This is a genomic window from Facklamia sp. P12932 (genome assembly GCF_050409545.1).
GTDB lineage: Bacteria > Bacillota > Bacilli > Lactobacillales > Aerococcaceae > Facklamia.
The window spans coordinates 71,381-85,627 of sequence record NZ_JBNUPG010000006.1 but is presented as its reverse complement, the minus strand read 5'-3'; the positions used below and the strand labels follow the sequence as shown (position 1 = coordinate 85,627).

Below are 14,247 nucleotides of genomic sequence, written 5' to 3'. Positions count from 1 at the left end.
TTACTCCTTTTCATGTGTTTTTTTTGATTGAAGATAATAAAAACTTGTTAAAGCCATTAATATGAAGCCGGAAACTAGATAAATCAGCACCCCCGTTCCTCCAGTAAGTATAAGGTCATGCGATTGGTAATTCATTACAACAATTTCATTGTCATTACCGTCAGAGCTTGTTTCTCGTTTGCTAATAAAATCGACTTGCTTTTCATCCAATATGAATTCCGCTTGGCCTGTTTTATTCCCTTGGGAATCGGTACTTTCAATAATTTCAATAGTTAATGGTTGTCCCAGGAGCTTATAGCCTGCAGGTGCCTTTTCTTCATATAATAGGTACTTTCCAAGAGGTAAATCTTTAAAGACGATGGAATTATAATTATTCTGGCTAACGACTTGATCAATAAGACGGTGATCTTTATTATCTTCAGCTTTAGATTTTAAGCGAAAGATGCTGCCGGTTATTCTTGTAGTAGGGTCCTCACCGTCAATTTTATTGAAACTAAAATCCGTCCTGATAAGTTCATTAATCACAACATAGCCCTTATTAGCATCTAAGACGATTGCATTTTCGTTCTTAATTAAATCATCCGGCATTATAGAGACGTTGTTACTTCTATCTACTTGAATGATAACTGGCTTAACAATTTTTCGATAGCCATCTGGTACAAAGCTTTCATCCAGATGGAAATAAACATAATTCTCCTCTGTTCTGATGGGACGATAATTAGATAATTCTTGGTTAAAACTAACTCTTCCATTGGTATCACTGGTAACTGTCCAGCTTTCATGACTCGAACTTAATCCACTTGCTGGGTCCCCTTCCATACGGGTCAATGTAAAGCCGGCACCAGCTATAGCATTGCCGTAGTCTCCATTTTGATTATTAATATCATCCCGTTTCCAAAATTCAATTTCGATCGGATGGAAACGGTTGATCACTCTCGGAATGCCATCACTGCTTTCGAAATTCCAATGGGCATCAGATTGGGAAAGCCAAGTTAATTCTCCCTTGTCAGAAACTTCTACTTTTGCACTGATACCTCCTCCATTTATTGTCTCATAATTAACAGGTGATTGGGTTTCTACAACTTCATAAGTTTTGCCAACTGGCAAATTCTTGAATGCAAGCAAGCCATCTGCTCCGGTTACTTTAGTAGCCAAAGCTTGTCCGACTCGTTCTTGTTTTTGTCTATCGTACTCATAAATTTGAAAGCTTGCACCTTCTAAAGGGGGCATTGACTCGATAGACAGACCTTCATTATCATCTGCTACTTTCTTTAGTTGGATATTGGTGGGGTTTTGACGATTAATGGCAAAATCTAAGCGATAGTTGCCAGAGTCGTCTTTTGTTAAGAAGTCCTCCTCATCAGTACCTTCTATACGGGTGATGTGAGGGCGTATTCCTCCTGCATCCGAAATAATCTCTATTTGATAGACATTATTTGACCTTAAATGAGTGTTGGGACTACTCAATTCCCTTAATTCATATTTACCTGTTTCTACATCGGTAAAACCTGCTGTTCCCGTCGCATTGGTCGTGACTGTTTGTAGATAGTCTTTTCCTTCTATTCCCTTTAGTTCAAATTGCACACCAGCTAAAGGAATAACCGGTTGCGTAAAAGGATCCAACTCTTCCCCTTTTTCACTATAGCCGTATTTCACAATTTTAAAGTTCGAGTCCACTAGGTTTGAAACGGTATAGCCTTGATTGTCATCTCCAGTGAGCAATTGATTGTATTCTGGCAGTATATCCGCAATATATTTATTGTCTAGCGTATCCAATTTTATCTCAATGATATCATAGGCATCGCTTTGGGCAACGTAACCTGGTGGAGCTTGTATTTCTTGTAAACGATAGAAACCTAGGGGGAGATCGTTAAAAATGACTGTGCCATCTGCAGCTGATTGAGCGATCAGAGCAGTCTGATTCGAGTCCTCAATATATTCACCTTGATCATTCTTGATAACAGGCGTTAAAGTAAACTTTGCCCCTTCTAACGGCAAGTCGTTAAGTCCCACCTTGGTGAATTGAATGGTATAGGTTAAGAGTTTGTTAGTCATTTTGATCTGATCCTCTGCCCCATCTACGACACTTGAACCAGTAAATTCGTCTGATCCAGTAGGGGGTTCCATAGTGACTTGTCCAAATTCATCTGTTGTAATTTTCCATGTTGCTTGACTCTTTTGATACCCTAAAGGTGCTCGAATCTCTTGAATAGTAAAGGTTGAATTAGGTTGAGTGGCTGTTCGATTGAGAGTCACTCGCCCTTTTGTATCACTTGTCTTTATTAAAACCTCTTCAGTTTTAGCGTCATTAACCACACGGAATTGAGCCCCTGATAAAGGCTTGCCTTTTTCATCTACCTTAAAGAAGGAATAGGATTCTCTAGTATTAGTATATTCATAAAGATTAGAAACTGGATTGCGTTTTAAAAGGGTTTCCACTTCTTTTTGTGTGTCTAAGTTAATTGTTTGAATATTTTTAATTATTAACCCGCTGTTATCTGCTAATAATTCCAAATCAAAAAGGGTTTTTAAATGTTGTTTTACATAGCCAGGCGGTGTTTTTGTTTCTATTAATTCATAGGAGCCGACTCCTAAGTCCTCAAATTGAACCTCTCCACTGGAATCCGTTGTGACTGAAGCAATCTCAGCTTCAAAGGGCTGTGTTTGTTTCAAATCAAATTGAGCCCCAGCTAAACGGCTTTCATTTAAGCCAATTTTTGTGAACTTAAAATCAAGTGTATGTTCTTGATTGATAAGATTAAAGCTTTGGCTATCATCTGTAGAATTTATCTCACTAATATTGCTTGTATTGCCTTGTAGACGGATCTTGCCATCTGCATCCACCACCAGGGTCCATTTGTTATTTTGGGGCAAATAGTAGCCAATTGGGGCCTTGTCTTCAGTTAAGAGATAACTTCCCTCTGATAAGCGACTGTATTCAAAAATTGCTGACGAATTGCTAGTTTCTTTTGGAATTACTGTTCCATTAAGTGTTTTTAATGTAAATTGAGCATCTTCAAGTAAATCGCCTTGTTTATTAACTTTGCGAATTCTTAAACGATTGGGTTTGTTTTCTAAAACAGGTGCTTTATCACCTAGTGAAGTGACATTACCCTTATAAGACTCTCGATAATTTTTGGCAAACACAGCTGTTTTATCAGCATTTTGCACAATATCAAATAAAATTGTCTTCTCACTTTCAAGGTACCCATCGGGCGCATTAATTTCTTTAAGTTCATAAGTCCCTACACTTAAGTCCTTAAATGGAATATTTCCTTGTGAATCAGATATAACAGTCTGACTAAAGTAAGAATCATTTTGTTTATTAAGCTTAAAAACAGCTCCAGCTAGCGGCTTGTTGGTTGATAAATCTACTTTTTTAAAATTAACATCTGTAACTAATAAATTCAGTCGAACTACTGCAGCATTTGAAAAAACCATATTACCGTTAGTAGCCCTAGGACGAATCGTAGAAACAGAGTCGGAAGATATAACACCATCCGAGGATAAATGAAAAGCACCAAAGAATTGACCGTATTTAACATTTGGAAATGGGTTACCACCTGGACTTTGTTGCAAAGGTTCTATGGAAGGTTTCGCATAGCCATAGGGAGTTTGAGAAACTTCCACATAAAAATATGGATAAGCTGAATTGCGCGGCGTGTCATAATAAGAAGTAAAACCATTAGTCCCTGTAACAGATTCAGAATTATTTTCATCTACTACCAGTGTAAGGTCATAGCTAATAGGGACAGACCAAGGTATATACCGATATTGATAGAGCTTAATAGTAACACCTGGTACTTTATTATAAAACTGGTCTAAGGCTAAGATATTAAATTTTTTTGAGACGGGTGTGGTAGAATCCGTTGCTGATCGTGCTTGGATATTAGAAAATCTTGCTATTACTTCATATTCTACAGGTAATTTAATGGTTTCACCGTCAGGAAAAGTGATGGATAAAATGGTTTGGAAGACCCCTGTTTGCGAAGTATCTATGGCTTCCTCCCATTCGTACAGCACTTCTTTCGATAAATCACTGTAATTTTCGACTACATTTTCCGCTAACAAAGGTTGATCGACTTGAACAAGAATTTCATCTTTTAAGATCGGCTCAGGATTTAGCTGAGTACTTTTATCTTTTGTTTGATCTTCTTGACTTGATTCTTTATTTTCTTGATTTATAGTAGTTGCATTATCATCAACTATCGTGACTGTTGTTGATTCTTCGTTTGTCGCTAATTCTTTATTATTGTCATCGTTTTTAGGAACAGTTTGCTGGGCAGTAATCTTCCTATTCGAAAAAAGCGTAACGGCTTTAACGGTAAAACTTTTACTCATCGAATCTGAACGATCTACCTCTGCTTGCAGTGTATGTTTAAAGTAAGCTTTTGGTATCCAAAATTGATAAATTTCTTCATTAGCATTCGCTTTGAATCCGACTTGCCAAAGTTTCTCTTTTTCTTCATTATAAGGATTTTCTGGTGCTAATGGTTCTTCCATTGTAAAAACTTCAGGTTCTACTAAATCAGCTTGACTTGGGGCTTGTGGTTCAACTAGGTCGGAAGGAATTTCAAGACCACTCTCAATTAGTTGGTTATATTGTGTCCAGTATGCTTCTAGTTCTTGCTCATAATTTGCATATTCTAGCTGATAAGTCTCTAGGGCTTCTTGGTAGGCTTGCCACTCAAGATCATTTTGCTTTTTGGCTTCCAGATAAGTTTGGTATTTTTCTTCGTAATGAACCTTATCCTGCTGATAGGCCTCCATCTCTTCGCGGTATTGCATAAAATTCTTAATAGCCCTATTAAAATCTGATTGCTGATTCACTAATCGCATGGAAATAGTTTCTTCTTGATTGGTAATAAGTTTAAATGAATGGACTTGTTCAAATTCAGCATCTGTTTCAAACATTATAAGCTGATCACTTGGTTCCATATTATTGTTGCTATTCAAAAATATTTGCCAAGTAGAAGGATTATTTTTTAATTGAAGAATATTCGGGTCTATTGCTTCTTGGGCATAGGTCGTAGTGAAAGTTTTAAAGGGAATGGTTGATAGAAGCAATAGGAGCACTAACATAGTATTCCAAAGGGTTTGTGAATATTTTTTCAATTTTATCACCTCTTAATCGTTGTGTATTCTATAACTTAATAGCATTTTAAGATCATAATCAATTGCATAGCTTTCTTCAAATATTATATCTAAAAAAACAGTTCCATTGCAAATAAATCTATAGCATTTATAAAAAAATTAAACATTAAGAGCAAAAATAACTATGAATCCGAACATTCGGCTTAAATTTCTTGTAAAAAATCATATAAATCTTTCTCCAAAGAAGACTCTATGATAGACTATTTTAGTAAATGGGTGATGGCGGTCTTCCGTCGTTTTTTTCATTTATACATTGTTGGTCGATTAATTTATCTCAATGAGAGAAAGGAATTTGATTATGAAAAGAACAGTAGGTACCGTAGTAAGAGGGTTAAGAGCACCAGTTGTCCATGAAGGAGACGACTTAGTCAAGATTGTTGTGGAGACTTTATTAGAATCTTCTAAGGAAGCTCAGTACAAGATAGAGGATCGAGATGTTCTTGCGATTACGGAATCCATTTTAGCGCGTGCCCAAGGCAATTACGTGACCCTTGATCAAATTGCAAAGGACATTCAGGATAAATTGCAAGCCAAAAAAATAGGAGTTGTCTTCCCTATTACAAGTCGTAACCGTTTTCAATCAACCCTTAAAGCGATTGCTCGTGCAGCCGATGAAGTGATCGTTCAATTGAGTTATCCGTCCGATGAAGTGGGAAATCCGCTTATGTTAATTGAAGATTTGGATGATGCTGGTATTAATCCATGGACAGATGTCTTCACAGAAGCAGAAATAAAAAAAATATTTGCCGATATGAAGCACCCCTTCACAGGTGTTGATTATTTAAGTCTTTACCGAGAAACCATCGAAGCTGAAGGAGCTGCTTGCACGATTATTTTAGCTAACCAACCAAAAGCTGTCCTAGATTACACAGACACCATAATTACAGCAGATCTTCATACACGCAATCGTACTCAAAAACGCCTATTACAAGCTGGTGCTTCAAAAGTACTCCGACTGGATGAGATTATGAATCAGCCAGTCGACGGTAGTGGTTCGAATCCAGAATTTGGATTGTTAGGTGCAAACCTATCTTCTGATGAAATCGTAAAACTCTTCCCTATTAATGGTGAAGCCTTTGTCAGTGAGGTCCAGTCTTTAATTAAAGATTTAACTGGTAAAACAATCGAAGTTATGATTTACGGTGACGGCGCTTTTAAAGATCCTCAAAGTCAAATTTGGGAATTAGCCGATCCGATAGTATCCCCTGCATACACCAGTGGGTTAGAAGGAACACCTAATGAAGTAAAGCTAAAGTATTTAGCAGATGGCAAATTTAAAGATCTTGAAGGTCAAGATTTACAAACGGCTATTTCAGATTATATTGCAGGCCATGCGGAGGCTAGTCAAGACCAAGCAGAAAGAATCGGAACTACCCCGCGTCAACTAACAGACCTATTAGGTTCTTTATCTGATTTAACTTCTGGCTCAGGTGATAAAGGAACACCTTTCATCTATATCAAAGGTTACTTCGATAAGTTTTCTGATCAATAATTTTACCCTTTAAATAAAAACTCTGTTAAGCACCTGAGTGTTTAACAGAGTTTTTTTAGATTAATTCACGAGGTAGGCTGTTGTTCCTGTTTTCAAAACATCTAAAATGGTATTAAGCTCACCTTCTACTAAGTTTTTTGCGGCTTGGTCGGTATAAAAAGCACTGTGTGGTGAGGAGATGATTTTAGGGTGATTTAATATTTGAAAGAAGTTTTCATCTGAAATTTTTTGATTTTTAAAGCCATTGCCTGCATAAGGGCCTTCACCCTCAGAGCTATCCAGACCAGCTCCGGCTCAATGGTTTTCATCTAAAACTTTGATCCAGTCATTGGAATTAATGATGCCACCACCTGCCATATTTAATAAATAGGCAATTTGTTTAAAGCCAATCTTAGCTAAACTTTCATAAAAAGTATTATCTATTTGGGCTACTTGCGAGATTGTTATACGGTCATACTTATCTAAAGAGTCAAAATATTTACTACTTAGAAAATGACTGCACAAGGTGAAGTCTACTTGATGCGATATGATTTTATAAATATACTCTCTCCTACATTACTAAATATAAATTCGCTTGTCTTTTTTAGCAAAAAAGTTGCATTAATTAATCTCTATAACTTTTAGATGCTTAAAATATTTTCAAAAAGTCCCTAAAGCTCTTTTTATTTTCTTCTTCCCAATTGTAAAGCTTGTCTTCCAGTTGACTGATAATTTCTTCTTTATCTTGAGGGAACTTCCCACTTAATGAAATTGTATTTGAGGAGTGATTTCCATTTATTTTGATATTTGTATTAATATGATTCAGTAGCATTAATTCTTCCTCTAAACTTTCACGAGGCGTCAAAATTACAAAGCCTTCTCTCTCTTCCTCTTTTAAACTAGATAAGTCTTCTGCATCGATTGTCAATAAAATAAGTTCTTCTGCATCGACATGGTTAATAAGTTTGGCAGTTTCAATGGCATGTCTATCAGATAAACCATTTCCACCAGCTCCTATAACAGTCACTATAGAATAGTTAATGCCTACTTTTTTCAATTTTTTTAAAGCGATTTTTTCTTGATGAATAGTTAGATGTTTATTGTAAAAGTTTAATGTTTGATCTGATCCTGTTTCAATTAAAAGATAAAGTTGGTCTAAACCGTGAAGTCTTAACTTCAATAAATCTTCTTCTGAAGAATCTAAAATACTTTGTGAGCTAGTAATACCTTTTAAAGTTTTTGCATTAGAAAGATCTTTTTTAATTGCAGGGATTATATTAATTAAACTCTCTATATCTACATCTAATATATTTTGATTAATAATCACTATCTCTTTTGTTTCTTCACCTTTTTTACTTTTTAATTCTTTCTTATTTATAATAGATTCTTGTACATTCAACGGTTTATTTGAATCGAATGCCTTTTGATCATTTTTAATAGCTGGGTGATGAATAGATATTTTTTGGCCTTTTAGCTGATTGGTTATGAAATTGACCATTTTTAAATAAAGTTGGTTCATAGTCTTAATCGCTCCTATTTGAATAGTTTATATATAAAAAGCTAACCCCAAATTATGGTTAGCTTAATTATATGATTGAACTTGTATCGGTTTCAACCACAGAAAGCATTAAGAAGCTTTTTGGTGAATTTTGCTACTAAGAATGATGTTAAAAATGTGGGAATAAGCCCTGTTAGAATTTGTGCAGATGCTTGTGTTACGTAAGGTTCTACACTAGGATAGCTTTGAGCGATTAAAGTGGGAAATGAAGCAGAACTTTCTAGCTTAGCATTGAAGGACATGCCCATTATACCATCATTTTTAAGTAAATACTTGTCTACTAAAAATAGTGGTGAGCTTACTAAATAGAAGAATACAACTCATCACACCGATTAATCCAGAATGCAAACTATAGACAATGTTCATAGCCTGACCGATTCCTCATCCTAATAAAGGCAGGAATAATCCGATAGCTGGCGAAAAAAGTTTTACTGCCTTTTTATCGATATTTCCAATAATAATTCCTACTACTAGGGGAATAAGAGTTGATAGCAAAGGCATCTAATTAAAGCCAGAGCTATCAGCTTTTCCAAGCGAATAGACGATTAATGGTAAAGTTGGTATTCTAAAAAAGACTATAAAGTTAAAGCCAATCTTATTTTCTTCTTGGGCATAATCAGTAACTAAGGATAAGAAGATGGCTAGATTGGCTGAACATACTGCAAGAATAAGCGCTAAAAGACTAATACCTAAGAAACCTTCATCTCCAAATACCTTTAATATCAACCCCCCCAATAATGATTGATAATTAGCTTTAACAAGAGAAAGGCCCCCTTCTCGTTGAATAACTTTCATCAAACTTTTTGTATTAATCATCGTTCCCAAACAAAAAGTGATGGCAGCCAAAATAAAAGCAATTGAGTTTTTACTTAGTATAGCCTCAGTCATTCTAACAATATAGGACAAATCAGGCCAGAAAGTGTGAAAATACAGAAGAAATTAGTAAGGGAAGGAGGAAAGTTCCAGCAGGTATTTTTTATCCACTGTAACAGATGGGACTCCTTTTTAACCTACAAACTCATCAACGACTGCAGCCATTGATATTGCCGAAATTTTTAATGATTTTTCATCGATTTCAAACTTTGGATGATGATGAGGGTAACTATTTTCTGGATCTTCATTGGCACCAATATAGAAGAAACAACCAGGAACTTCTTTAAGATAATAAGAGAAATCTTCCGAAGGAGAAATAGGTCCACTATCTTCAACAGCCTTAATATCAGAGATATTTAGACTTTCAAGTGCTGATGTAACCCTCTTAGTAACTGCAGGATCATTATATAATACAGGATAGTCTGGCTTATACTCTAATTCTGTTTCTACTTGGAAACTCTCTTCTAAACCTTTGGCTAATTGTGTTACCATATCTTGAATAGTCTTAGCTGTTTCTTCCGACATTGAGCGAACATCACCTTCTAGAACTACCTTATCTCGAATAATATTAAATTGACCTTTACCATCGAATGAACCAATTGATAAAACGCCCATATCAAATGGATTTACTCGACGACTAACTACCGTTTGAGCATTCATGACGAAAGACGAAGCAGCTACAATTGCATCGTTTGCATCATGTGGAGCCGAACCATGTCCACTTTTACCCTTAATGGTTAATTTAAAATAAGCTCGGGCAGTTTGGGTATTTCCTTCATGCGTATAAACGGTTCCGAGTTTAAACTGACTCATCACATGAGCACCAAAAATGTAGTCTACATTTTCTAAGGCTCCAGCTTTAATCATTGCTTTAGCTCCTCCTGGTGGAACTTCTTCAGCTGGTTGATGAAGGATTTTAATTGTACCTTTAATTTGATCTTTTAATTCAATTAGAGACTCGGCTAAAATCAGCATATAAGCGGTATGGCCGTCATGACCACAAGCGTGCATTACCCCATTATTTTTTGATTTAAATGGCAAATCTACCTCTTCCGTAATAGGTAATGCATCAAAATCTGCCCTTAAAGCGATTGTAGGTCCCTCTTGCCCCCCTTTAATTGTAATAACATGGCCATATTGTCCTCCTAAGTCCGTTTCGATATGATCTATATCAAGGTCTTTATAGAAGTTTTTAATATATTTAGAAGTTTCTTTTTCTTGAAAGGATAACTCTGGATGTTGATGTAAATAACGGCGGATTTCAATTATGCGTTCTTCTTTATTTTCGATTTTAGAAATTAATTGCTCTAATAGTGTCATAGCAAACGCCTCCTCTACTCCATCATATCTACTTTAATTAAAAAGTAAAGACATACACATAGGGTGATATATAATTAAGACAAAAAAATTCTCATCAAATTCTTACAGCTTTTTTCTTAGAATTAGGTATAATGAAAGGACAGTTTAAAGTGAGGTGTCCTATGAATAATCAAGATTTTTATCGTAAAATGTTAGCCATTGCGATTCCGATTTCTTTGCAAAGTTTAATCGTTTCGTTTCTAAATACTTTAGATACCATGATGATCTCATCACTGGGACCGGAATCAATCGCAGGAGTCGGCTTGGCCAATCAAGTCTTCTTTTTTTTCACTATGATTTGTTTTGGTACAGCCACGGGAGCTTCAGTAATGATTGCTCAATACCATGGTCGAGGTGATCTTGCTAAATTACAAAAGGTTAATGCTTTTTCGTGCTTAATTACCTTTGTAGTAGCTTGTCTTTTCACTTTGTTGGCATGGCTAATACCAGAAAGAATATTAGGCTTAATGATTGATGATCCTGCTGTCATTGCAGAAGGGTCTAAATATTTAAGGGTTGTTGCTTGGTCGTATGCCTTAACTGGCGTCAGCTTCGTGAACAGTGTGGCTCTTCGCTCAACTGGAAACCCTCGTTCGCCATTAACAGCCGCTATAGTTGGTTTTGTTTTCAATGCTTTTTTCAATTATGCCTTTATTTTTGGTAAGTTTGGCTTCCCAGAATTAGGGGTAGTGGGAGCAGCAGTGGGAACAATCATTGCTCGATTAATGGAATTATTGGTTATCTTTTACACAGTCAGTCGCTATGATTGTCCGCTTAATGGTTCGATTAAAGAGATGTTTAATTTTAAGGGAGATTTTATTCAAAACTTTTTGCGCATCACCTTTCCTGTCATTGTTAATGAAACCTTTTGGGGACTCGGTCAAGTATTATATAGTGTGGCTTACGCCATGGTTGGTACTAAAGAAACAGCTGCCATTCAAGTTGTTTTTGCCATCCAGAACTTAGCCTTTGTTTTAATACGTGGTCTATCCAATGCTTGTACGATTATGTTAGGAAATACGATTGGGCGCGGCGTTATGGATGTTGTTTATCCTCATGCCATCCGTTTTCTTAAAATGGGCGGAGTCATTGCCTTATTTGTAGGCCTTTTCTTATCCGTCACCCCTTCAATTAGTTTACAGTTGTTTCCCAATTTAACACCAGAAGTCTATGAACTTTGTAAGACTTTACTAAATTATATGGGCTTTATCTTCATTTTAAAAGCTATTAACTCCATTCTGATTGTAGGTGTTCTAAGAGGTGGAGGCGATACGAAGTATTCCCTTTTCTTAGAAATGGGATCTGTATGGTTAGTAGGCGTTCCCTTAGCTTTTCTAGGAGCGGCTGTGCTTAACTTTTCTATTCAATGGGTTGTAATGTTAGCGGCCACGGAAGAAATTACCAAATTAGTGATTGGCCTATTTAGAGTAAAATCTAAAAAATGGATTCATCAAATCTCATAAAAATAAAGACTGCCGCTCATAAACGGCAGTCTTTTATATTTAATGAAGTTCTTCTAATATTTCTTGCATTCCAGCTCTAGGAGGTGGTGTTGAATGAAGTGAAGCAAAAACCTCGTATCGACCAGTCGATCAAGCCAGATCGGTCAAAATATCTTTTGTAATATACGAATCCTTGACTTATTTTTAAGGCGAAGTCCGGTTCGATGAACGTAGCACGTCCAATAGCCACTAAATCCGTATAATTCAAGGCTCTTTGAGCAGCGTTAGCATCAAATACGCCTCCTAATAAAACAATTTGTTGGATAGTTAAGGGCACAGTTTCATGATCTAGGAAATCTAAATCCACAGCTGACGGACCATATACTGTTAAACCTTCGCTGGCTCTTTGATGAGCTTGGTAACCGGAATGGTGGATTTGTATAAACACTTTGTTGCCTTTAGACTTTACTTTTTAGCTAGTTCTTTTAAACCAGGAAAATAGGCATCAGAAAAGCGGCTAATTGCACCCTTCTTTGGTAATCCTCCAAGGTTTCTTGGCTGGACCCCCCTTTTTAACCCCCCAAAAAGACATCATAGGGGGTTGAACAATCCGGTTAGCTAATTGTGCACCGTGTCTTAAGCGAATAGAATCTGTGAATTTCTTCATCTTTTTCCTTCTAAATTTTTATCGTAAATATAAAGTATTAAAACTAGTTTAAACTATTAATTAAAAACTTCTACCTACTGAGACTTCAATAAGTAGAAGTTTGGATTGAGTGTCATCTGGGCTTAATTACCTTTTAATGAACCCGAAACAAAAACGGCATCACAAGTAATATCAATCCCCAAGTTTTGTAATTGGTTTTTAGTATCTTGTGATAGGATGATGCTAGAATGCGCTTGAGCACCACTTAATTTAGATAAGGCTTGATAGGCTGCTTGAGCCGTTGGATTTGTCACTGCTGAAATTGCTAGAGCAATTAGTAATTCATTTAAAGTTAAAATGGGATGCTTACTTTGCAACTTGTTAGCTTTAAGATTTTGAATGGTTTGTAAAATCATGGGAGCTAAGAGGTCGATTTGGTCTGAGATACCTGCCAAGGTCTTTAGAGCATTCATAATCGCTGCCCCCGGTGCATCCATTAATTCGGTTCGTCTGCCAGTAATCATTTGTCCATCGCTTAATTGAATAGCAATGACTGCCGGAATCTCTTCCTGCGAAAAACGTTCCTTAACCGATTGAGCATAAGCTTGAGCCTTAACCACTGGAAGACGATCTTCAGCTGTTAACCCACTTTCTTCCATTAACAAGTGCATTTTCGAACGAACCTCTTCATCCACAATGCCGACTTTATAATCTTGTTCTACTTGGAAATAGCGGCGAATAATTTCTTGCTGGGCCGCTTCTTTAACAACTTCTTCATCGGTAATTCCCGATTTAATCCGATTAACTCCCATATCCGTTGGGGATTGGTAGATTAAATTGGGTGAACTCGTATTAGCTAAAATCCGACGAATAACTGGGAACATCTGCATGTCGCGATTATAATTGACCGCCATTTCGTTATAGGCATCTAAATGATAAGAATCAAGAACATTAATATCATTTAAATCAACTGTTGCGGCCTCATAAGCCACATTAATTGGATGTTTTAGTGGTAAGTTCCAAACTGGGAAAGTTTCAAACTTAGCATATGAAGCCTTAATTCCCTTTTGATGTTCATGATAAAGTTGGTTCAAGCAAGTTGCTAGCTTGCCCGATCCAGCCCCTGGACCAGTTACAATAATCAAAGGTTGACTAGTTTCAATGTATGGATTTTTAGCAAAACCATTTTCCGAAAAGACAACTTCCAGATCAGTTGGATAGCCATTAATACTCTCATGTAGGTAAACTTTAACTCCTCTGTTTTCAATGTTTTTCTTGAAGACAGTGGCATTTTTTTGTCCTTTATATCTAGTTAATAGAACACTGTTTACTTGAATGTCTAACGCTTGGTATTCATCAATTAGCCGCAACACTTCTTGGTCATAAGTAATACCATAATCGCCCCGCATTTTATGATGTTCAATATCTTCGGCATAGATACAGATAATAATCTCAGCACGATCTTTAAGCTTGGTTAAGAGCGTTAATTTGACGTCCTCGTCATAACCTGGTAGTACCCGCTTAGCATGCTTATCACCGATTAATTTACCGCCAAATTCTAAATAGAGTTTATCAATATTCTCAAGTCGCTTAAAGATATATTTCGATTGTTCTTTGAGATATTTATCGTTATCGAAACCTAATTTTTGCATCCTCCCAACCCCTTTCATCACATACGAATTATTTTATCAAAACTTTTGGTGGGACTAAAGATTTTCTTTATTAAATGAGTTAATAAAGACTT

The 14,247-nt window shown here is 36.3% G+C and carries 9 protein-coding genes and 2 pseudogenes; 2 read left to right on the top strand and 9 right to left on the bottom strand.

Annotation, left to right across the window (positions count from 1 at the left end; genetic code table 11):
- The gene (locus ACQV2P_RS04400; protein ID WP_428894669.1) at nt 1–5,115 is read right to left on the bottom strand and encodes a SpaA isopeptide-forming pilin-related protein; all 5,115 of its coding nucleotides are present in this window, start codon (nt 5,113–5,115) and stop codon (nt 1–3) included.
- Nucleotides 5,116–5,452: 337 nt separating this feature from the next.
- Between ACQV2P_RS04400 and ACQV2P_RS04395 the strand changes: the two genes are divergently transcribed.
- On the top strand, nt 5,453–6,646 hold the full coding sequence (locus ACQV2P_RS04395; protein WP_428876432.1) for a coenzyme F420-0:L-glutamate ligase: 1,194 nt from the start codon (nt 5,453–5,455) through the stop codon (nt 6,644–6,646).
- Nucleotides 6,647–6,940: 294 nt separating this feature from the next.
- On the opposite strand, the gene ACQV2P_RS04390 is transcribed toward ACQV2P_RS04395, so the two are convergent.
- The 5 genes and pseudogenes from ACQV2P_RS04390 to ACQV2P_RS04370 form a co-directional block, all read right to left on the bottom strand.
- Nucleotides 6,941–7,150, bottom strand: a complete 210-nt coding sequence (locus ACQV2P_RS04390; protein ID WP_428873361.1) for a hypothetical protein — start codon at nt 7,148–7,150, stop codon at nt 6,941–6,943.
- 124 nt (nt 7,151–7,274) lie between these two features.
- Nucleotides 7,275–8,144: a radical SAM protein gene (locus ACQV2P_RS04385; RefSeq protein WP_428873362.1), complete on the bottom strand. Its 870-nt coding sequence runs from the start codon at nt 8,142–8,144 to the stop codon at nt 7,275–7,277.
- Between the two features lie 92 nt (nt 8,145–8,236).
- Nucleotides 8,237–8,485, bottom strand: a pseudogene (locus ACQV2P_RS04380) (2-keto-3-deoxygluconate permease); the annotation flags it as partial.
- A gap of 79 nt (nt 8,486–8,564) precedes the next feature.
- Nucleotides 8,565–9,116, bottom strand: a pseudogene (locus tag ACQV2P_RS04375) (2-keto-3-deoxygluconate permease).
- A gap of 72 nt (nt 9,117–9,188) precedes the next feature.
- Nucleotides 9,189–10,376 (bottom strand): M20 family metallopeptidase, encoded by a 1,188-nt coding sequence (locus ACQV2P_RS04370; protein ID WP_428873363.1) that lies wholly within the window; start codon nt 10,374–10,376, stop codon nt 9,189–9,191.
- 161 nt (nt 10,377–10,537) lie between these two features.
- On the opposite strand from ACQV2P_RS04370, the gene ACQV2P_RS04365 reads away from it, so the two are divergent.
- Nucleotides 10,538–11,878, top strand: a complete 1,341-nt coding sequence (locus ACQV2P_RS04365; protein WP_428873364.1) for an MATE family efflux transporter — start codon at nt 10,538–10,540, stop codon at nt 11,876–11,878.
- A gap of 76 nt (nt 11,879–11,954) precedes the next feature.
- On the opposite strand, the gene ACQV2P_RS04360 is transcribed toward ACQV2P_RS04365, so the two are convergent.
- The 3 genes from ACQV2P_RS04360 to ACQV2P_RS04350 all read right to left on the bottom strand — a co-directional run bounded on the left by ACQV2P_RS04360 (nt 11,955) and on the right by ACQV2P_RS04350 (nt 14,155).
- Nucleotides 11,955–12,305, bottom strand: a complete 351-nt coding sequence (locus tag ACQV2P_RS04360) for a hypothetical protein (RefSeq protein WP_428894668.1) — start codon at nt 12,303–12,305, stop codon at nt 11,955–11,957.
- A 69-nt stretch (nt 12,306–12,374) separates the two neighbouring features.
- Nucleotides 12,375–12,524, bottom strand: a complete 150-nt coding sequence (locus tag ACQV2P_RS04355) for a hypothetical protein (RefSeq protein WP_428881786.1) — start codon at nt 12,522–12,524, stop codon at nt 12,375–12,377.
- Between the two features lie 122 nt (nt 12,525–12,646).
- The gene (locus tag ACQV2P_RS04350; protein ID WP_428894667.1) at nt 12,647–14,155 is read right to left on the bottom strand and encodes a DUF1846 domain-containing protein; all 1,509 of its coding nucleotides are present in this window, start codon (nt 14,153–14,155) and stop codon (nt 12,647–12,649) included.
- Nucleotides 14,156–14,247: the final 92 nt, after the last annotated feature.

What these genes read in the sequence shown, in the direction of transcription:
- ACQV2P_RS04350 (WP_428894667.1), bottom strand. Translation starts at nt 14,155, where the DNA reads ATGCAAAAATTAGGTTTCGATAACGATAAATATCTCAAAGAACAATCG.
- ACQV2P_RS04355 (WP_428881786.1), bottom strand. Translation starts at nt 12,524, where the DNA reads ATGAAGAAATTCACAGATTCTATTCGCTTAAGACACGGTGCACAATTA.
- ACQV2P_RS04395 (WP_428876432.1), top strand. Translation starts at nt 5,453, where the DNA reads ATGAAAAGAACAGTAGGTACCGTAGTAAGAGGGTTAAGAGCACCAGTT.
- ACQV2P_RS04365 (WP_428873364.1), top strand. Translation starts at nt 10,538, where the DNA reads ATGAATAATCAAGATTTTTATCGTAAAATGTTAGCCATTGCGATTCCG.
- ACQV2P_RS04370 (WP_428873363.1), bottom strand. Translation starts at nt 10,376, where the DNA reads ATGACACTATTAGAGCAATTAATTTCTAAAATCGAAAATAAAGAAGAA.
- ACQV2P_RS04385 (WP_428873362.1), bottom strand. Translation starts at nt 8,144, where the DNA reads ATGAACCAACTTTATTTAAAAATGGTCAATTTCATAACCAATCAGCTA.